The following is a 17,664-nucleotide window of genomic DNA, read 5'->3' on the forward strand; positions in this document are numbered from 1 at the left end:
GCGAGAAACGCACGCGCTATCGCCTTTGTAGCGCGGCACGGGCTGTCCATCGTGGCGCCGCGCAGGACGCGCGTGCATGACGGTGTGCCGGCGGCATGCTGACGGAAGGGCGCGGTGCGGTTAGAATACGGGCGGAGCGGAAGGAGGCGTGTTTGGCGCGTAAATTGCCCGGCGGATTGTCCCGGCCGGAAATCGGTGAAATCAGCGCGGGTCTGCGCCGGCGGGTGCGCGAGGCGTGCGCGCTGCTGCTGGCGGGCGTCGGCCTCTACCTGCTGCTGATGCTGTTCGGCTACCACCCCGACGACCCGTCGTGGGCCAACAACCTGCCGGACGCCGGGGTTCGCAACCCGGGCGGCGTCTGGGGCGCGTGGCTCGCGCACACGCTGTATTTCATCTTCGGCGGCCCGGCGCTGGCGCTGTTTCCGCTCGCGGTGTTTGCGAGCGCGTGGCTGCTGTTTCGCGGCGGCACGTCTTCGCGCCCGTCTTCACGCCACTTCGCCGGCGACCACTGGGTTGTCTGGCTGGCCTTTGTGCTGACGATTTTTTCCGGCTGCGGCCTTGCGACGCTGCATTTCACCGCCGGCGCGCTGCCGGCCACCGCCGGCGGCGTGCTGGGCGAGGCGGTGGCCCGCAGTTTCCACGATGTGTTCGGCATGGTCGGCGCGACGCTGCTGCTGACGAGCCTCGTCATCGCCGGTTTCACGCTGATGACCGGCCTGCCGTGGCTGCGCCTGATGGACACATTGGGCGCGCTGCCGTTTCTGGCGGCGCGGCACGGCGCGGCGGCGTGGCAGTGGCTGCGCGAGCGCCGCCGCGCGAAAGAGGCCGGCGATGTGCGAACGCGCGCCGTCGCCGGCAGAAAACGCAAACTGACGCGCACGGAGCCGCCGCGAATCGAGCCGTCGGTCGAGAAACTGAAGCCGGGCAAGCGCATTGAGAAGGAACGACAGATTACGCTGCCGGTCGGCGGCGCCGGCGGCGAACTGCCGCCGCTGCAACTGCTCGACGAGCCGCCGCCGCACGCCGACATCTACTCAAAGGAAGACCTCGAGACGCTGGCGCGCCAACTGGAGATCAAGATGGGCGATTTCGGCATTGAGGCCGAGGTGGTCGAGGCGCGCCCGGGGCCGGTCGTCACGCGCTTTGAGGTGATGCCGGCGCCCGGCACCAAGGCCAGCGCCATCAGCAGCCTGGAGAAAGACCTGGCGCGTTCGCTGTCGGTGCCGAGTTTGCGCGTGGTCGAGGTCATTCCGGGCAAGTCGGTGATGGGCATCGAGACGCCGAACCGCGACCGCAACCCGGTGCTGCTCGGCGAGATTCTGCGTTCGGCGGAATACGACAAGGCCGCGGCGCCGCTGACGCTGGCGCTCGGCAAGGACATCTCCGGCGCCGCCGTGTTCACCGACCTGGAGCGGATGCCGCACCTGCTGGTGGCGGGCACCACCGGCTCCGGCAAGTCGGTCGCGGTGCACACGATGCTGATGAGCCTGCTGTTCAGGAACACGCCGGCGCAGGTGCGCCTGATTCTGATGGACCCGAAAATGCTTGAACTGAAAGCCTACGAGGACATTCCGCACCTGCTGACGCCGGTCATCACCGACATGAAAGAGGCCGCCAACGCGCTGCACTGGGCGGTGGTCGAGATGGAGCGCCGTTACAGCCTGATGGCGGCGCTCGGCGTGCGCAACATCACCTCGTACAACCGCCGCGTCGCCGACGCCGCCAAAAGCGGCCAGCCGCTGACCGACCCGCTGGCCGCCGCCGCTGCGGGCGAGGAGGGAGCGGCGCCGGCGCCGGCGCTGGAGAGCATGCCGCTGATTGTTGTTGTCATGGACGAATTTGCGGATATGATGATGATTGTGGGAAAGAAGGTGGAAGACTTGATTGTGCGTTTGTCGCAGAAAGCGCGCGCCGCCGGCGTGCACCTGGTGCTTGCGACGCAGCGCCCGTCGGTGAACATCGTAACCGGCCTGGTCAAGGCGAATGTGCCGGCGCGCATCGCCTTTCAGGTTTCGTCAAAGGTGGACTCGCGCACGATACTCGACCAGAACGGCGCCGAGCAGTTGCTGGGGCGCGGCGACATGCTGTTTCTGCCGCCGGGGCAGTCGGTGCCGGAGCGCGTGCACGGCGCGTTTGTCGGCGACCACGAAGTGCTGGCGGTGACCGACTTTCTGCGCGCGCAGGGCAAGGCCGAGTATCTCGACGGCCTGGTGGACGCGCCCGCCGCGGCGGCGACGGCGCCCGGTTTTGAGGACATGGCCGGCGACGGCGCCGACACGCTCTACGACGAGGCCGTCGCCATCGTTACGCAGTCGCGCAAGGCGTCCATCTCCTATTTGCAGCGGCGGCTCAAGATCGGCTACAACCGCGCGGCGCGGATGGTCGAGGACATGGAAACCGCCGGCATCGTCAGCCCGGTGCAGCCGAACGGCGGGCGCGAGGTGCTGGCGGCGGCGCCGCCCGAGGCATGAAACCGGTGACGCGCACCCGGCGGCAATGGCGCGCCCTGGCGGGCGTTGCGGGCGTTGTCGCGCTGCTGGCGCCGCCCGCCTTCGGCGATGCGCTGCGCGATCTCGACGCCTTCTTCAAGATTGAGACCTTTCGCGCGAATTTCGTCCAGCAGGTTTACGCCGCCGACGGCGGCGAGCCGGAGACCGTCTCCGAGGGCGTCGCGCTGTTTCACCGCCCGGGGCGCTTCCGCTGGGAATACGCGCTGCCCGACCCGCTGCTGATCATCACCGACGGGCTGCATTTGCTGATTTACGATTCGGTTCTGCGCCAGGCCTATGTGCAGCCGACGATGACCGCGCTCGGCTCGGCGCCGCTGTTGCTGCTGCTGCACGGCAACAGCCGCAGCATGTTCGAGGACTTTCGCGTCGAGTACATTGAACACGGCGACGACCATGAATGGATCCGGCTGAAGCCGAAGGCGGACGACACCGGGTTTGTGCAGTTTGATGTCGGCTTCAAGGGCGGCGTGCTGGCCGGCATGGTGCTCTACGACCGCTTCGGGCAGCGCACCAGGGTGCGCTTCAACGGCGTCGAGACGGAGATTGCGATTGCGCCGGAGCGGTTTCGCGTCAACCTGCCCGAGGGCGTGGACATCATCGGCAGCCACCTGCGCTGACGCCGCCGCGCGGCGGCGGTGCGCGCCGGCAATGTGCGCCGGCAGCGTGTTTCCTCAGTGCGCGAGTCTGCCGGCCAGTCTGCGTTTCTCGCGTTCCCATTCGCGCCGGCGTTCGTCGGCGCGCTTGTCGTGGGCCTGCTTGCCGCGGCCAACGCCGAGTTCCAGTTTGGCGCGGTTTTTCTGCCAGTACATTTTCAGCGGCACCAGCGTGTAGCCCTTGCGTTCAACCAGGCCGGTCAGGTGCGCGATTTCACGCCGGTTCAGCAGCAGTTTGCGCGTGCGCGTCGGCTGCGCCCCGCTTTGCGGCGAGCAGTCGGGCAGCGGGGTGATGTGCGCGCCAATCAGCCACGCCTCGCCGCCCTTGATCAGCGCGTAACTTTCCTTCAGGTGCGCGCGCTTCTGCCGCAGGCTCTTGACCTCCCAGCCCTCGAGCACGAGGCCCGCCGTCAGGCGCTCCTCGATGGCGTAATCATGCGATGCGCGCGGATTTCTGACAATCAGCGCCGGTGTTTTTGCCGCTTTCATTGCAAATCAGTATAATGGCGTCGCTCCGCCGGAATCCGCGCATTATAGATTGCGCCCGCGGAGAAAGGACGGAAAACGGCGCCATGGCATCCAGCACACAGCACTACACCCACGGCCAGTGGACTTCGCGCCTCGCGTTTGTGTTCGCGGCCACCGGTTCCGCCGTCGGCCTCGGCAACATCTGGAAGTTTCCGTATATGGCCGGTGAAAACGGCGGCAGTACGTTCATCCTGATTTACCTCGTGTGCGTGGCGTTCATCGCGCTGCCCATCCTGAGCGCCGAAATCCTGATTGGGCGGCACGGCAAGCGCAGCCCGATTAATGTGTTTCAGCGCTTTCACCGCGACTACGGCACGCCGCTGTTCTGGCGCTTCGCCGGCTGGCTCGGCGTGCTTGCCGGGTTTCTGATTCTGTCGTATTACAGCGTCATCGCCGGCTGGGTCATCGCCTATGTCTTTCAGGCCGGCGCCGGCGCCTTCGCCAACGCCACCGCCGACAGCATCACCAGCAATTTCAACGACCTGGTGAGCGACCCCGAGCGCCTGACGCTGTGGCACACCTTCTTCATGATACTGACGGTCGCGGTGCTGATGCGCGGCATCCACAAGGGCATTGAGCGCGTCGTCAAATACTTCATGCCGCTGCTGCTGGCGCTGATACTGGGGCTGATTTTCTACAACTTCTTCGTCGGCGACATGGCGCGCACCGCCGGTTTCATGTTCTCGTTTGATTTCGGCAAGGTCACCGGCGAGACTGTGCTGGTCGCGCTCGGGCAGGCCTTCTTCTCGCTGAGCCTCGGCATGGGCGCGATGATGATTTACGGCTCGTACCTGCCGGACAGCGCGCCGTTGTTCGGCACCGCGGCGGTCGTCGCCTTCGCCGACACGCTGGTCGCGCTGCTGGCCGGGCTGATGATTTTTCCGCTGCTGTTCGCCTTCGGCATGGAGCCGGCGCAGGGCGTCGGCCTGATATTCAAGACGCTGCCGCTGGCGTTTTCGCAGATGCCGGGCGGCGTTATTTTCGGCACGCTGTTCTTTTTTCTGCTGCTGATTGCGGCCTGGACATCGGCGCTGTCGCTGCTGGAGCCGATCATCGCCTGGGCCGTCGAGCATCTGGCGTGGAGCCGCGTCAGGGCCGCCGTTACCGCCGGCGCCGTCGCCTGGCTGATCGGGCTTGGCACGGTTTTTTCTTTCAACCTGTGGCAGGACATCCAACTGTGGGACAAGACGGTGTTTGACTTGCTCGACTACCTGACCTCCAACATCATGCTGCCGCTCGGCGGTTTGCTGATTGTGCTGTTCGTCGGCTGGATGCTGCCCGGCGCGGCGGTGCGGGCGGAAGCCGGTTTTCGCAGCGAGCGCCTCTACCGCCTGTGGCGCGTGCTGGTGCGCTGGATTGCGCCGGCGGCGGTGGTGCTGATTCTGTTTCACCTGCTCGGTTGGGAAATCGTCCGGCAGGTGATGAACTGACAGGCGGGCGGTGCCGCTGATTTTGTTTCACCCGGTCGGTCGGTCGGCATGAGCCGGGTGACGCGGGAAGCCGTCGTGCCCTACACCTGCGACCAGATGTACGCGCTGGTGACCGACATCTCCGCCTACGACCGCTTTCTGCCGTGGTGCCGCTCGACCGCCGTCGAGCCGCTTGCCGACGGGCGCGTGCGCGCGCGGCTGGAAATTCGCCACGGCGGCGTGGACTTGTCGTTTGCGACCGTCAACCGCAACACGCCGCCGCAAAGCGTCGAGATGGAACTGGCCGAAGGCCCTTTCCGGCAGTTGCGCGGCGGCTGGCGTTTCACGCCGCTGGGCGACGACGGCTGCAAGATTGCGTTCACCGTCGGCTTCGAGTTCGCCGCGCCGTTTTACCGGCTGTTCCTGAACCGGTTTTTCCACCGGATCACCGCGTCGCTGATGGACGCCTTTCTCGAACGCGCGCGCGCCGTTTATGGACAAAAGCATGGGCACAATCATGGGCGCCATCGCGGTTGAGGCCGCCGGCGTCCGCCGGACGCGGGCAATCACCATCCGCCCGCCGGTTGATGGACACCATCGCGGTTGAAGTCGCCTGCGTCGCCGGCGAACGCCGGCGCCTCGTCAGGCTGACGGTCGAGCGCGGCGCCCGCGTCGCCGACGCCATCCGCCTGTCCGGCCTGCCCGAGGAATTCACCGACATGGACCTCGCCCGCCACGCAGTCGGCGTGTTCGGACGCCGCGTCGCGCTCGACCGCGTGCTCGAGGAAGGCGACCGCATTGAAATCTACCGCCCGCTGCGCCGCACCCCGATGGAAGCCCGCAGAATCCGCGCCGGCCGTTCGGGGGAATGACAAGATGACACGAGTTTGCTCCGGAATACGGCATGTTATGCTATTGTTCCGTGTGCAAGCAGGGTGGCGGTGGCGGGCATCGTTGCGGTTGGCAGGGTATTTTACAAGGAGGTTCGGGGAAATTTGCCATGAGTAACGTGCATCCGATGACCACAGGCAGGATACTCAGCAAGTGCAGCAGGATTTTGTCCAAACTGCCTCTGCTCCATATTGACCCCAGGTACGAGGGTGGGTTCCAGGCTAAAATCTTTCGGGTTTTGTCCAAACTGCCTTTGATTCATATTGACCACTTCAAGAATTATGTGTGCATTGCTATTCCTAAAACGGGTAGCACCACAGTCCGGAGTATGTGCAGGCGTGGCATTGGAGATGGTACCGGACGTCATGAGACTGCCCGGAGCATCATTCGGGAAATAGGGATGGAGAGTTGGCAGAAAAAATTCACTTTTGCAACTGTCAGAAATCCTTATGCAAGAGTAGTTTCAATATATCATGTTAATGTTCCCGGCCATGTCCTTGACTCGAAAACTTATTTTTGTCAGTGGGCAAAAGCCCTTTGCTCTGAGGAGTTATATCCTTGCAGGCGTTCTGCGTATATTGCAGATCGATGGAATCAGGTTGAGTATATCAAGAATGACGAAGGCGATATACTTGTGGATTTCATAGTACATCTTGAAAACATTGAAGAAGACATGAAAATGGTTTGCCAACGACTGAACATTCCTTTCTCCGGTGTTCCGCATATCAACAAGGGCCGGATTTCCTGCGATTACAGGGACTATTACGATGACGAAGCCAGGGAAGTTGTCGGGAACTGGTTCCGGGAGGATCTGGAGCAGTTTGGCTACGACTTTGACGGACTGATAGCCCCCTGATTGACTTACTCCGGTTCGTCGGCGCGCACGCGCCAGAGCACCGGGAAGCGGGGCAGGCCGTTGGCGGTGTGGCCGTGGTGTCTGAAGGTGATGAGCGCGCCGATGGGCGGCGGGTTTTTGCGCTGTGCATCGGTGAAGCCGCTGCCGATTCTGAACGGCGGGCCGTGTTTTGCCTGGACGGTGATGCTGCCGGTCATGCTGGCGAATTTTCCCTTGCCGGGGTGATGGGCGATGCCCGCCACGCGGTCGGCGTGTTCGGGCGCCGCGTCGCGCTCGACTGCGTGCTCGAGGAAGGCGACCGCATTGAAATCTACCGCCCGCTGCGCCGCACCCCGATGGAAGCCCGCAGAATCCGCGCCGGCCGTTCGGGGGAATGACAAGATGACACGAGTTTGCTCCGGAATACGGCATGTTATGCTATTGTTCCGTGTGCAAGCAGGGTGGCGGTGGCGGGCATCGTTGCGGCTGGCAGGGCATTTTACAAGGAGGTTCGGGGAAATTTGCCATGAGTAACGTGCATCCGATGACCGCAGGCAGGATACTCAGCAAGTGCAGGAGGGTTTTGTCGAGACTGCCTCTGCTCCATATAGATTCCTTCAGGAACTATGTGTGCATTGCCGTTCCCAAATCGGGAAGCACCACAGTCCTGAGTATGTGCAGGCACGGCATTGGGGATGGCACATGGCGTCATGAGACTGCCCGGAGCATCATCCGGGAGACAGGGTTGGAGAGTTGGCGGAAAAAATTCACTTTTGCAATTGTCAGAAATCCTTATGCAAGAGTTGTTGCCAAGCATTTGTACTCCGTTCCCGGATGTTTTTACAATTCCAAAACCCATTTCCGGAAATGGGCACAGTGTGTTTTTGACGCAGAGTTGTATCCGTACAGGACTTTTCCCGAAATACTGGATCGCTGGAATCAGGTTGAGTACATCAAGAATGACGAGGGGGATGTGCTTGTGGATTTCATCGTGCGTCTTGAAAACATCGAAGAAGACATGAGAATTGTTTGTCAACGGCTGAATATTCCGTTCTCCGGTGTTCCGCATCTCAACAAGGGCCGGATTTCATACGATTACAGGGACTATTACGATGATGAAACCAGGGAAGTTGTCGGGAACTGGTTCCGGGAGGATCTGGAGCAGTTTGGCTACGACTTTGACGGACTGATAGCCCCCTGATTGACTTACTCCGGTTCGTCGGCGCGCACGCGCCAGAGCACCGGGAAGCGGGGCAGGCCGTTGGCGGTGTGGCCGTGGTGTCTGAAGGTGATGAGCGCGCCGATGGGCGGCGGGTTTTTGCGCTGTGCATCGGTGAAGCCGCTGCCGATTCTGAACGGCGGGCCGTGTTTTGCCTGGACGGTGATGCTGCCGGTCATGCCGGCGAATTTTCCCTTGCCGGGGTGGTGGGCGATGACGCGCGCTTCGGCGTCGTCGAATTTCTTCAGTTTCAGCAGGCCGGAGGAGCGCCCGCCGCGGTAGCGCGACTGGCCGTCGCGCAGCATCAGCCCTTCGCCGCCGGCGGCGGTGATGGCGTTGAGTGTTTCCATCAGCGCGGTGTGGCCGGACACCTTGCGCTGTTGCACGACTTCCATGTACGGACTGGTGGCGGTGGCCGCCAGCGCGCGCAGTCGTTGCAGACGCTCGTTGAAGACGCCGGGCGCGGGCAGGTCGAAGACCATATATCTTACGCGCCGCCACCCTTCGTGCGGCGCGGCGCGGGTGACGATGGACGCGGTTTCGGAGAAAAGGCCGCGCCCGGCCCATAACTCGCCGTCAAGCGGCGTCGGCGGAAAGCCGGCGGTGAACCAGGCCGGCGCGGCGAAGGCGTTGCCGCCGCGTGAAATCAGCCTCTCGCCGTTCCAGCGCGCGCGCACGCCGTCAAACTTTTCGCTGACCCAGTACTGCGACAAATCAATCCCGCCGCTGTACTTGCGCGCCAGCGGCAAGTCCGCCGCGTGCAGCGGCGCGGCGGTCATCAGCGCCGCGATGGCCCACACGACAGCGGCGGTTTTTTGCGGTTTCTGTTTCATGCCGCAAGTATCAAGGCGCACGCCACCACGCGCGGCGTGCGGCGGACAAGCGGTATCATTCAGCCGACGAACGGTCGGCAGCCGGGTTTCAGGCCGGTTGCTGCGGCGGTTCCGGCCTGCGAATGCACACGATGCGGCTGCCGTCAAAGAGCGGCGTCAGCGTTTCAGGTTGGTTCCTGCGGCTTCGGTTTGCGAACGCGCACGACGCGGTCTTCGTCGAAGAACAGCGTCAGGTGGTAACGCTCGTTTTCCTTTTCCAGCGAGTCCAGGTAGTAGATGTAATCCCAGCGGTCGTCATGGAACATGCTCGGCAGCACCGGGTTGCCGAGCAGATAGACGACCTGCTCGCGGGTCAGCCCCGGCCTGATGCGCGCGACGGCCTTTTCATCAAGCAGGTTGCCTTGCGAAATGTCCATCCGGTAGAAGCGCCAGGAGTCGCTTGAAAAGACTTTCCTGAAATAGTCCCCGGCCTCGCTGAAAAGGCCGCCGGAGCAGGCGCCGAGCAGCAGCGGCGCCGCCAGAATCAGCGCCATTCGCGCGTGCGGCGCGGGTTTCTTCCCGCCGGGCGGTTTGGGTGGTAACATGCCCTTATTGTACACCGCCGCCGCGCGGCAGAACGATGCACAAGCAGGATCTGAAAAAAGCCGGCCTCAAGGTCACCATTCCCCGGATGAAGATACTGGAAATCATGGAGTGCTCGGAAGAGCACCATCTGACCGCCGAGGACATCTACCGCAAACTGCTCGAGGAAAAGGAGGAAATCGGGCTGGCGACGGTGTACCGCGTGCTGACCCAGTTTGAATCCGCCGGCATCGTCATGCGCCACCACTTCTCCGAGAAGGGGTCGGCCTGCTACGAACTCGACCACGGCGGCCACCACGACCACATGGTCTGCATTCAGTGCGGCGAAATCACCGAATTCATGGACGACACGATTGAACGCCGCCAGTGCGAAATCGCCAGCAAGCACGGCTATTCCATCAGCGATCACTCGCTGGTGATGTATGTGGACTGCCTCGACCGCGACTGCAAAAACCGCGACCGCGCCAAGGACCGCTGACCGGCGCCGTCCTAAGGCAGCGGTGAATCCGCCGCCATTTCGCCGTCGCCGAGCATCTGCCTTGCGTGTTCAAGCGACTGCTTTGTGATTTTCTCGCCCGCCATCATGCGCGCGATTTCAACGCGGCGTTCGCGCCCGTCGAGTTTCTCCAGTTGCACGCGGGTCTGCGCGTCCTGCTCCTTGACAACGCGGTAATGGTGGGCGGCGCGGCTTGCGACCTGCGGCAGATGCGTGATGCAAAACACCTGCGCGCGGCGGCTGATGGCCTGCAACAGGCGCCCGACGGTGCCGGCGGTGGCGCCGCCGACGCCGCTGTCCACCTCGTCGAAAATCAGCACCGGCATCGGGCGTTTTTTTGACAGCGCCATTTGCAGCGCAAGGCTGATGCGCGACAATTCGCCGCCCGAGGCGGTCGCCGTCAGCGGCTGCAAGTCCTGGCCGGGGTTGGCGCGAATCATGAATTCGGCGCGTTCGCGCCCCGACGGCGCCGGCGCGTCGTCGCCGGCGCCGGCAAAACGCACCTTGAATTCGGCCTTGGCCAGGTTCAGTTTGTGCAGTGTCGCGACGACATTTTTCTCCAGCGCCGCCGCCGTCTTGCGGCGGCGTTCGCTGACGCCGGCGGCCAGTTCGCCGTAGCGTTTTTCCAGTTCGGCGCGCTCGCGCCGCAGTTGTTCGGGGTCGGTCGCCGGGTCGCCGAGTTTTTCCAGTTCGGCGCGCGCGTATTCCAGTTGTTCGGGCAGCGCGGCGGGCTGCGTGCGGTATTTGTCGGCCAGCGCCGACAGGCGGCTGATGCGCTGTTCCAGTTGCGCGAAGTACTCGTCCGACACCTCAATCCGTTCAAGCGCGCCGCGTATCTCGCGCGCCGCCTCGCCGGTCTGCCCCAGCGCCGCCGCGACCAGTTCGCCCGCCGCCGCCAGTTGCGGGTCGGTGTCGCGCAGCTTGTCAACAACGCCCGACGCCCTGCCCAGCAGCGTCGCGGCGTCGGCGCCGTCGTTGTCGTCGAGCATCGCGTGGACTTCGTGAAGCGCGCTTTTCAGGCTCTCCTTTTTCGACAGCAGGCGGTGTTCGCGCTCCAGTTCCCCGTATTCGCCCGGCTTGACGCCGCTGCCCTCCAGTTCCGCAACCTGGCGCTCCAGCCACTCGCGCCGTTCGGTCAGTTCGCGCGCGTTCTCGGCCAGTTGTTCAAGCGTCTCGCCGGCCTCTTTCCAGCGCCGCGCCAGTTGGCCGATTTCGCGCAACTGTTCGGCGTGGCCGCATTGCGAATCAAGAAGATACAGGTGCTTGTCGCGCCGCAGCAGCATCTGGTGGGCGTTCTGGCCGACGATGTCAATCAGGTGCGAGGCGAGTTCCCTCAGTTGCTCCAGCGTCGCCGGCTGGCCGTTGATCCATGCCTGCGAGCGCCCGTCGGCGCCGACGGTGCGGCGCAGAATGCAACTGTCGTCGGCCTGCGCCAGTTCGCGCCGCTCAAGCCACGCGCCGGCCTGCGGGATGTCGCCGACATCAAACACCAGGCTGATGGAAAGGCGGCGCGCGCCCGGGCGTATCAGCCGCGTTTGCGCGCGCTTGCCGAGGGCGAGTTCAATCGCATCCACGAGGATGGACTTGCCGGCGCCGGTCTCGCCGGTCAGCACCGACAGGCCGGCGTCAAACGCGGTTTCCAGCCGGTCTATGATGGCGAGGTTCTCGATGGCCAGGGTTTTCAGCATCGCCTTCGCCGCTCAGAGTTTCTCGCTCCACTTCAGTTTGGTCCTGAGGGTGCCGAAATAATTGTGGCCGAGCGGCTGTATCAGTTTCAGTTTCTGTTCCAGCGGCCTGGTGACGACGCGGTCGCCGGCGTCGAGGTCGCCGCGTATCTGCCCGTCAATCGCCAGCACCGCCTTGTCCGGTTCCGACGACGGCACCGTGACCTCGATGATTTCCCGCGAATGGACGACCAGCGGGCGGTGGCTCAGCGTGTGCGGGCAGATGGGCACAATCAGCGTCGCCTCAAGCGTCGGTTCAAGCAGCGGGCCGCCGCTCGACAGCGCGTAGGCGGTGGAGCCGGTCGGCGTCGCGATGATGACGCCGTCGGACCAGATGGTGTTGACGAAAACGCCGTCTATCGCCGTTTCCAGTTCAATCATGCGCGCCGGGTTCTTGCTGCGGACGGTCACATCGTTGCACGCGCAGAAGCGCGCGATGCAGTCGTCGCCGCGAAGGTGGCGCACATCCAGCATCGCGCGCTCTTCCAGTTGACAGCGGCCCGCGAACATCGCGTCGAGTTCGGCGCGGAACCTGTCCGGCGGAATCTCGACGAGAAAGCCGAGCCGCCCCAGGTTGATGCCGATGACGGGAATGCCGTGCGCGGCGCAGATGTGCCCCGCCTTCAGCAGCGTGCCATCGCCGCCGACGGCGATGACAAGGTCGCAGCGCCGCGCCATCTGCTCGCGCGTCGTGAAGTCAATCTCGTCGCGCGCGCTGATCCATTCGCGGTCTTCCTCGCAGACGGTCAGCGAGTCGAAGCGCTCCAGCAGGTACGCGCCGAGGCGGTCGGCGAGATCGCGCACTTTCTCGTCGCTGTGCTTCAGCACCAGGCCGGGCTGCGCGGCTTTGCGGATGTCTTTCATGGATGGCTCTGTCGTGTTCGGGCGCAATCTGCAAGGCGCCATTATGGAGCATCGGCGGGGATGTCCCATCACCGCCGTGCGCGGCGCGGCGGTGTAATGCGTTGATTGTCCGCCAAAACGGGAATCTCCGCCTGTTTCGCGCCGCCGCCCCCTTGAAACCCCCGGGGAATTCTCCATATATTACCCCACGGGCCGCCGCAGGGAACCAGATGAACGAACCAGAACAACCGGAAGACGCGCCGCCGCCGGAGCGCGACGGCGAATCCGCCGCCGCCGCGCCGCCAAACGGCCTGCGCGCGCAACTTGAAGAAGCCGAACAGCGCGCCGCCGCCGCCGAGGACAAGTGGATGCGCGCGCGCGCCGAAATGGAGAACCTGCGAAAGCGCGGCGAACGTGAATTGCAGCAGGCGCGAAAATACGCGATGGAAGGTTTTGCGCTGGAGATGCTCGCCGTCAAGGACAGCCTGGAACTGGCGCTGCACGGCGGCGCCGGCGAGGCGGGCAGTTCGGGCGGCGGCGACCACCGTGAAGGCGTTGAGTTGACGCTGAAAGCGCTGCAACAGGTGTTTGACAAGTTCGGCATTGAGGAAGTCAACCCGCAGGGCGAGGTCTTCAATCCCGAACACCACCAGGCGATGATGACGCAGCCGGGCGGCGCGCACCCGCCGGGCACGGTGCTGCATGTGATGCAGAAAGGCTACCTGCTGTGCGGGCGGTTGCTGCGCCCGGCGATGGTGGCGGTGGCCGGCGCGGCGCCCGCCGGCAGTGTTGAAAGCGCCGAAAACGCCGAAGACCGGCAAAACCGGCAAAGCAAAGAAAACACGGAAAATCAGCGGAATAACGAAAAATGAAGCCCCCCGCAAAGCACCCCGAAAGGCTTGAAAAACCGGATTTCCCCCTTATTTCAATGTGCACAACCCGAAGAGGAGACAGGGCATGAGCAAGATCATAGGCATAGACCTTGGAACAACCAATTCGTGCGTCGCCGTCATGGACGGTTCAACGCCGAAGATTATCGAGAACAGCGAAGGCGATCGCACGACGCCTTCCGTCGTCGCGTTCAATGAAAACGACGAAATCCTGGTCGGCCAGCCGGCCAAGCGCCAGGCGGTGACCAACCCCGCCAACACGCTGTATGCAATCAAGCGGCTGATTGGCCGCCGCCACCGGGAAGACGAGGTGCAGAAGGACATCAAACTGGTGCCCTACCCGATCGTCAAGGCCGACAACGGCGATGCGTGGGTCGAGGCGCGCGGCAAGAAAATGGCGCCGCCGGAAGTCTCGGCGCGCGTGTTGATGAAGATGAAGAAGACCGCCGAGGAATACCTCGGCGAGGAAGTCGGCGAGGCCGTCATCACGGTGCCCGCGTATTTCAACGACTCGCAGCGCCAGGCGACGAAAGACGCCGGCAAGATTGCCGGCCTGGATGTGAAGCGCATCATCAACGAGCCGACCGCGGCGGCCCTCGCCTACGGCATGGACAAGCAGCAGGGCGACAGGAAAATCGCCGTCTTCGACCTCGGCGGCGGCACCTTCGACATCTCAATCATCGAGATTGCCGAAGTGGACGGCGAGCACCAGTTCGAGGTGCACGCCACCAACGGCGACACCTTTCTCGGCGGCGAAGACTTTGACAAACGCCTGATTGACTACCTCGCCGAGGAGTTCCGCAAAGACCAGGGCATGGACCTGCAAAACGACCCGCTCGCGCTGCAACGGCTGAAAGAGGCCGCGGAGAAGGCCAAGATTGAGTTGTCTTCCGGCCAGCAGACCGAAATCAACCTGCCCTACATCACCGCCGACCAGTCGGGGCCGAAGCACCTCAACATCAAGTTGACGCAGGCCAAACTGGAGTCGCTGGTGGACGACCTGATCGAGCGCACCATCGGCCCGTGCCGGCAGGCGCTGGAGGACGCCGGCATGAAGGCCGGCGACATTGACGAGGTGATACTCGTCGGCGGCCAGACGCGCATGCCGAAAGTGCAGCAGCGCGTCGGCGAGTTCTTCGGCAAGGAGCCGCGCAAGGATGTCAACCCGGACGAGGCGGTCGCGGCGGGCGCCGCGATTCAGGGCGGCGTGCTGGGCGGCGATGTCAAGGATGTGCTGCTGCTGGATGTGACGCCGCTGTCGCTCGGCATCGAGACGCTCGGCGGCGTCATGACGCGCCTGATAGACAAGAACACGACGATTCCGACGAATGCGTCGCAGGTGTTCTCGACCGCCGAAGACAACCAGGGCGCGGTGACCGTGCATGTGCTGCAGGGCGAGCGCGAGAAGGCCGCCGGCAACAAGTCGCTCGGGCGCTTTGACCTGGCGGGCATCCCGCCGGCGCCGCGCGGCGTGCCGCAAATCGAGGTGTCGTTCGACATTGACGCCAACGGCATCCTGAATGTGTCGGCCAAGGACAAGGCGACCGGCAAGGAGCAGTCCATCGTCATCAAGGCGTCGAGCGGCCTGTCGGACGACGAGATACAGCAGATGGTGTCGGACGCCGAGAAACACGCCGAGGAAGACAAACGCTTCCACGAACTGGCCACCGCGCGCAACCAGGCCGAGGCGCTGATACACGCGACAGAGAAGTCGCTGAAGGAACTGGGCGACAAGGCCGAGGCCGGCGAGCGCAAGGACATCGAGGCCGCGGTGAACGACCTGAAAGAGGCCGTCAAGGGCGACGACAAGGCGGCGATTGAGGCGCGGACGCAGACACTGGCCGAGGTTTCGGGTAAACTCGCCGAGCGCATTTACTCGCAGCAGCAGACCGAAACCGCCGCCGCGGACGACGGCGCCGGCAAAAACGACGGTGACAAGAATGACGACATGGTGGACGCCGAATACGAGGAAGTGGACGACTCCAAAAAGTGATTTTTGGCCCGCGCCGCCGGCGGACTGATGGCCAAGCGCGATTACTATGAAGTGCTGGGCGTGCCGCGCCAGGCCAACGCCGACCAACTTCGCAAGGCGTACCGCAAACTTGCGATGAAACACCACCCCGACCGCAACAAGGGCGACGGGTCGGCGGAGGAAAAGTTCAAGGAAGCCAAGGAAGCCTACGAGGTGCTGTCCGACGCGCAGAAGCGCGCCGCCTACGACCGCTTCGGCCACGCCGGGGTCAATGCGTCGGCGGCGGGCGGCGGCTTTGGCGGCGGCGGTTTCGGCGCCGGCGGCATCCACGACATCTTCGACAACATCTTCAACGACTTCTTCGGCGTGTCGCCGGGGCGCGGCGGCGCGTGGGGCGGGCGGGCGTCGGCGCGGCGCGGCCACGACCTGGAATACGAGGTGGAGTTGACGCTGGAGGAAACCGCCTTCGGCGCCGAGAAGAACATTCCGGTTGCGACGATGCAGGCGTGCGGGCGCTGCGACGGCAAGGGCGCCGAGCCGGGCAGCGGCATCCGCGAATGCCCGGCCTGCGGCGGCAACGGCCAGGTGTGGGCGCGGCAGGGGCCGTTCTCGATACAGCGCGCCTGCCCGACCTGCAAGGGGCGCGGGCGCATCATCGAGAAGCCGTGCACCGCCTGCGGCGGCGCCGGGCGCGCGCGCAGCACAAAGACGCTGGCGGTGCAGATTCCGCCCGGCGTTGACCAGGACGACCGCATACGCCTCAGCGGCGAGGGCGAGGCCGGCGCCGGCGGCGGCCCGCCGGGCGACCTGTATATCGTCGTCAACCTGAGGCCGCACGATGTGTTCCGGCGCCAGGGCGACGACCTGCTGATTGATGTGCCGATTTCGCTGACAACCGCGGCGCTCGGCGGCGAGGTGGAGGTGCCGACGCTGAACGGGCGCGTCAGCCTGAAGGTGCCGGCGGGGACGCAGAACGACAAGTTGTTCCGGGTGCGCGGCAAGGGCATCAAGTCCAAGCGCGACTATTTCACCGGCGACCTGATTTGCCGCACCCGCATTGAAACGCCGGTGAACCTGACCGCGCGCCAGAAGGAACTGCTGCGCGAACTCGATGCGTCGCTCGGCAGTTCGCACAAGCATACGCCGAAGGTGGGGCGCTGGATGGAAGGCATCAAGAACTTTTTCGACAACCTGGATCTGAAACTGTGACGCAGCAGGATTCCACCGGCGCGCGCTCCGCCGCGCCCGCCAACACACGCGCCGCCGCGCACACAGGCACACCCGCCGCCGCGTCCGGCGCCGCAGCCACCGGCACATCCGTCGGCGCAGCCGCCGATGCGCGCGCGGTTCGCATTGCGATACACGGCGCCGAGGGGCGCATGGGCCGCGCGCTGGCCGAAGCCGCGCCGTCTTTCGCCGCGCTGGAATGGACGCGCGCCTATACCTTGCCCAACTCGCCGCAGTTGGGCGCGGACGCCGGCGTTGCCGCAGGCGGCGCTGAAAGCGGCGTGCGGCTGGAGTCTTCGGACGCGATCGCCGGCGGCGGCTTTGATGTGCTGATAGACTTCTCCGTGCCGCAGGCCACATTGCGCGCGCTGCAAGCGTGCGTTTCAATGAAGCGGGCGATGGTCATCGGCACCACCGGTTTTTCCGCCGCCGGGACGCGCGAGTTGGAAACCGCGGCAAAGACGATACCGCTGGTTGTCGCGCCCAACATGAGCATCGGCGTCAACCTGTGCCTGAAACTGCTGCGCGACGCCGCCGCCGTGTTCGGCGAAGACGCCGACATTGAAATCGTCGAGGCGCACCACCGCCACAAGGTGGACGCGCCGTCGGGCACCGCGCTGAAGATGGGCGAGGTGGTCGCCGAGGCCCTTGGCCGCAATCTGGAAGACTGCGCCGTCTATCAGCGCCACGGCCAGACCGGCGCGCGGCCTGCGGGCGCAATCGGCTTTCAGAGCATCCGCGCCGGCGACATCGTCGGCGAGCACAAGGTGCTGTTCGCGCTGGACGGCGAGCGCATTGAAATCTCACACAAGGCCGCCAGCCGCCTCGGATTCGTCCGCGGCGCCTTGCACGCCGCCGCATGGGTTGCGGGCCGCACGCCGGGCCTTTATGACATGCGCGCCGTTCTCGGGCTGTGAGCGGGTTTCAGCCGCAGTAAAGCATTGATGCCCCTTCCAAAAGGTATAGCCCGGGCTTTTCCGCGCCGTGCTATACTCCGCCGCAGTAATATGGTCAAAAGACCGGATTCCCTACAATTTCCAAAACTATTCAGG

General features: G+C 64.4%; 19 protein-coding genes. 13 read left to right on the top strand and 6 right to left on the bottom strand.

Translation table 11 applies throughout. The features are described from left to right. The first annotated feature begins 176 nt into the window (after positions 1-176). Together OXU50_03720 and lolA are read left to right on the top strand one after the other, a co-directional pair. Complete coding sequence (locus tag OXU50_03720; GenBank protein ID MDD9868988.1) at positions 177-2,471, top strand: DNA translocase FtsK 4TM domain-containing protein; 2,295 nt, start codon at positions 177-179, stop codon at positions 2,469-2,471. Then, positions 2,468-3,127, top strand: coding sequence for an outer membrane lipoprotein chaperone LolA (gene lolA / locus OXU50_03725; GenBank protein MDD9868989.1), 660 nt, complete (start codon positions 2,468-2,470; stop codon positions 3,125-3,127). Before OXU50_03720 ends, lolA begins: the two co-directional genes overlap by 4 nt. A gap of 54 nt (positions 3,128-3,181) precedes the next feature. Here lolA and smpB read toward each other — a convergent pair whose 3' ends face one another. Beyond that, positions 3,182-3,652 carry an SsrA-binding protein SmpB gene (gene smpB, locus OXU50_03730; GenBank protein ID MDD9868990.1) on the bottom strand — a complete coding sequence of 157 codons (471 nt, stop codon included), beginning with the start codon at positions 3,650-3,652 and terminating at the stop codon, positions 3,182-3,184. A gap of 83 nt (positions 3,653-3,735) precedes the next feature. Between smpB and OXU50_03735 the strand changes: the two genes are divergently transcribed. The 4 genes from OXU50_03735 (at position 3,736) to OXU50_03750 (ending at position 6,847) form a co-directional block, all read left to right on the top strand. Beyond that, positions 3,736-5,121, top strand: a complete 1,386-nt coding sequence (locus tag OXU50_03735; protein MDD9868991.1) for a sodium-dependent transporter — start codon at positions 3,736-3,738, stop codon at positions 5,119-5,121. Positions 5,122-5,169: 48 nt separating this feature from the next. After that, entirely contained in the window at positions 5,170-5,637 is a 468-nt protein-coding gene (locus OXU50_03740) for a type II toxin-antitoxin system RatA family toxin (protein ID MDD9868992.1), read from the top strand. A 50-nt stretch (positions 5,638-5,687) separates the two neighbouring features. After that, on the top strand, positions 5,688-5,972 hold the full coding sequence (locus OXU50_03745) for an RnfH family protein (GenBank protein ID MDD9868993.1): 285 nt from the start codon (positions 5,688-5,690) through the stop codon (positions 5,970-5,972). 128 nt (positions 5,973-6,100) lie between these two features. Then, positions 6,101-6,847 carry a sulfotransferase family 2 domain-containing protein gene (locus tag OXU50_03750; GenBank protein MDD9868994.1) on the top strand — a complete coding sequence of 249 codons (747 nt, stop codon included), beginning with the start codon at positions 6,101-6,103 and terminating at the stop codon, positions 6,845-6,847. A gap of 5 nt (positions 6,848-6,852) precedes the next feature. Here the strand turns inward: OXU50_03750 and OXU50_03755 are convergent, their stop codons facing one another. Further along, positions 6,853-7,089: a hypothetical protein gene (locus tag OXU50_03755; protein ID MDD9868995.1), complete on the bottom strand. Its 237-nt coding sequence runs from the start codon at positions 7,087-7,089 to the stop codon at positions 6,853-6,855. Here OXU50_03755 and OXU50_03760 point away from each other — a divergent pair. Together OXU50_03760 and OXU50_03765 are read left to right on the top strand one after the other, a co-directional pair. Further along, positions 7,072-7,224 carry an RnfH family protein gene (locus OXU50_03760; GenBank protein MDD9868996.1) on the top strand — a complete coding sequence of 51 codons (153 nt, stop codon included), beginning with the start codon at positions 7,072-7,074 and terminating at the stop codon, positions 7,222-7,224. The two genes, OXU50_03755 and OXU50_03760, sit on opposite strands and share 18 nt — an antisense overlap. A gap of 128 nt (positions 7,225-7,352) precedes the next feature. After that, positions 7,353-8,027, top strand: coding sequence for a sulfotransferase family 2 domain-containing protein (locus tag OXU50_03765; protein ID MDD9868997.1), 675 nt, complete (start codon positions 7,353-7,355; stop codon positions 8,025-8,027). Between the two features lie 5 nt (positions 8,028-8,032). Here the strand turns inward: OXU50_03765 and OXU50_03770 are convergent, their stop codons facing one another. Both OXU50_03770 and OXU50_03775 read right to left on the bottom strand, forming a co-directional pair. Further along, positions 8,033-8,878: a DNA ligase gene (locus tag OXU50_03770; GenBank protein ID MDD9868998.1), complete on the bottom strand. Its 846-nt coding sequence runs from the start codon at positions 8,876-8,878 to the stop codon at positions 8,033-8,035. Positions 8,879-9,042: 164 nt separating this feature from the next. Then, complete coding sequence (locus OXU50_03775) at positions 9,043-9,411, bottom strand: outer membrane protein assembly factor BamE (protein MDD9868999.1); 369 nt, start codon at positions 9,409-9,411, stop codon at positions 9,043-9,045. An 86-nt stretch (positions 9,412-9,497) separates the two neighbouring features. Between OXU50_03775 and fur the strand changes: the two genes are divergently transcribed. Continuing rightward, on the top strand, positions 9,498-9,938 hold the full coding sequence (gene fur / locus OXU50_03780; GenBank protein ID MDD9869000.1) for a ferric iron uptake transcriptional regulator: 441 nt from the start codon (positions 9,498-9,500) through the stop codon (positions 9,936-9,938). An 11-nt stretch (positions 9,939-9,949) separates the two neighbouring features. Here fur and recN read toward each other — a convergent pair whose 3' ends face one another. Then, positions 9,950-11,644, bottom strand: coding sequence for a DNA repair protein RecN (gene recN, locus OXU50_03785; GenBank protein MDD9869001.1), 1,695 nt, complete (start codon positions 11,642-11,644; stop codon positions 9,950-9,952). A gap of 12 nt (positions 11,645-11,656) precedes the next feature. Then, positions 11,657-12,544: an NAD(+)/NADH kinase gene (locus tag OXU50_03790; protein ID MDD9869002.1), complete on the bottom strand. Its 888-nt coding sequence runs from the start codon at positions 12,542-12,544 to the stop codon at positions 11,657-11,659. 209 nt (positions 12,545-12,753) lie between these two features. Here OXU50_03790 and grpE point away from each other — a divergent pair, with 209 nt between their 5' ends. From grpE to dapB, 4 genes are all read left to right on the top strand, one after another. Continuing rightward, positions 12,754-13,395 (top strand): nucleotide exchange factor GrpE, encoded by a 642-nt coding sequence (gene grpE / locus OXU50_03795; GenBank protein ID MDD9869003.1) that lies wholly within the window; start codon positions 12,754-12,756, stop codon positions 13,393-13,395. 85 nt (positions 13,396-13,480) lie between these two features. Continuing rightward, complete coding sequence (dnaK, locus tag OXU50_03800; GenBank protein MDD9869004.1) at positions 13,481-15,406, top strand: molecular chaperone DnaK; 1,926 nt, start codon at positions 13,481-13,483, stop codon at positions 15,404-15,406. A 27-nt stretch (positions 15,407-15,433) separates the two neighbouring features. Beyond that, on the top strand, positions 15,434-16,594 hold the full coding sequence (gene dnaJ / locus OXU50_03805; protein MDD9869005.1) for a molecular chaperone DnaJ: 1,161 nt from the start codon (positions 15,434-15,436) through the stop codon (positions 16,592-16,594). A gap of 143 nt (positions 16,595-16,737) precedes the next feature. After that, on the top strand, positions 16,738-17,529 hold the full coding sequence (dapB, locus tag OXU50_03810) for a 4-hydroxy-tetrahydrodipicolinate reductase (protein MDD9869006.1): 792 nt from the start codon (positions 16,738-16,740) through the stop codon (positions 17,527-17,529). The last annotated feature ends 135 nt before the right edge of the window (positions 17,530-17,664 follow it).

The organism is Gammaproteobacteria bacterium (genome assembly GCA_028817225.1).
In the GTDB taxonomy this organism is placed as follows: Bacteria; Pseudomonadota; Gammaproteobacteria; order Poriferisulfidales; family Oxydemutatoraceae; genus Oxydemutator.

Coding starts and splice junctions, on each gene's coding strand:
- dnaJ (MDD9869005.1), top strand. CDS start 15,434: ATGGCCAAGCGCGATTACTATGAAGTGCTGGGCGTGCCGCGCCAGGCC.
- dnaK (MDD9869004.1), top strand. CDS start 13,481: ATGAGCAAGATCATAGGCATAGACCTTGGAACAACCAATTCGTGCGTC.
- recN (MDD9869001.1), bottom strand. CDS start 11,644: ATGCTGAAAACCCTGGCCATCGAGAACCTCGCCATCATAGACCGGCTG.
- smpB (MDD9868990.1), bottom strand. CDS start 3,652: ATGAAAGCGGCAAAAACACCGGCGCTGATTGTCAGAAATCCGCGCGCA.
- OXU50_03745 (MDD9868993.1), top strand. CDS start 5,688: ATGGACACCATCGCGGTTGAAGTCGCCTGCGTCGCCGGCGAACGCCGG.
- OXU50_03790 (MDD9869002.1), bottom strand. CDS start 12,544: ATGAAAGACATCCGCAAAGCCGCGCAGCCCGGCCTGGTGCTGAAGCAC.
- OXU50_03735 (MDD9868991.1), top strand. CDS start 3,736: ATGGCATCCAGCACACAGCACTACACCCACGGCCAGTGGACTTCGCGC.
- OXU50_03770 (MDD9868998.1), bottom strand. CDS start 8,878: ATGAAACAGAAACCGCAAAAAACCGCCGCTGTCGTGTGGGCCATCGCG.
- OXU50_03750 (MDD9868994.1), top strand. CDS start 6,101: ATGAGTAACGTGCATCCGATGACCACAGGCAGGATACTCAGCAAGTGC.
- lolA (MDD9868989.1), top strand. CDS start 2,468: ATGAAACCGGTGACGCGCACCCGGCGGCAATGGCGCGCCCTGGCGGGC.
- fur (MDD9869000.1), top strand. CDS start 9,498: ATGCACAAGCAGGATCTGAAAAAAGCCGGCCTCAAGGTCACCATTCCC.
- OXU50_03775 (MDD9868999.1), bottom strand. CDS start 9,411: ATGGCGCTGATTCTGGCGGCGCCGCTGCTGCTCGGCGCCTGCTCCGGC.
- OXU50_03760 (MDD9868996.1), top strand. CDS start 7,072: ATGGGCGATGCCCGCCACGCGGTCGGCGTGTTCGGGCGCCGCGTCGCG.
- OXU50_03740 (MDD9868992.1), top strand. CDS start 5,170: ATGAGCCGGGTGACGCGGGAAGCCGTCGTGCCCTACACCTGCGACCAG.
- grpE (MDD9869003.1), top strand. CDS start 12,754: ATGAACGAACCAGAACAACCGGAAGACGCGCCGCCGCCGGAGCGCGAC.
- OXU50_03765 (MDD9868997.1), top strand. CDS start 7,353: ATGAGTAACGTGCATCCGATGACCGCAGGCAGGATACTCAGCAAGTGC.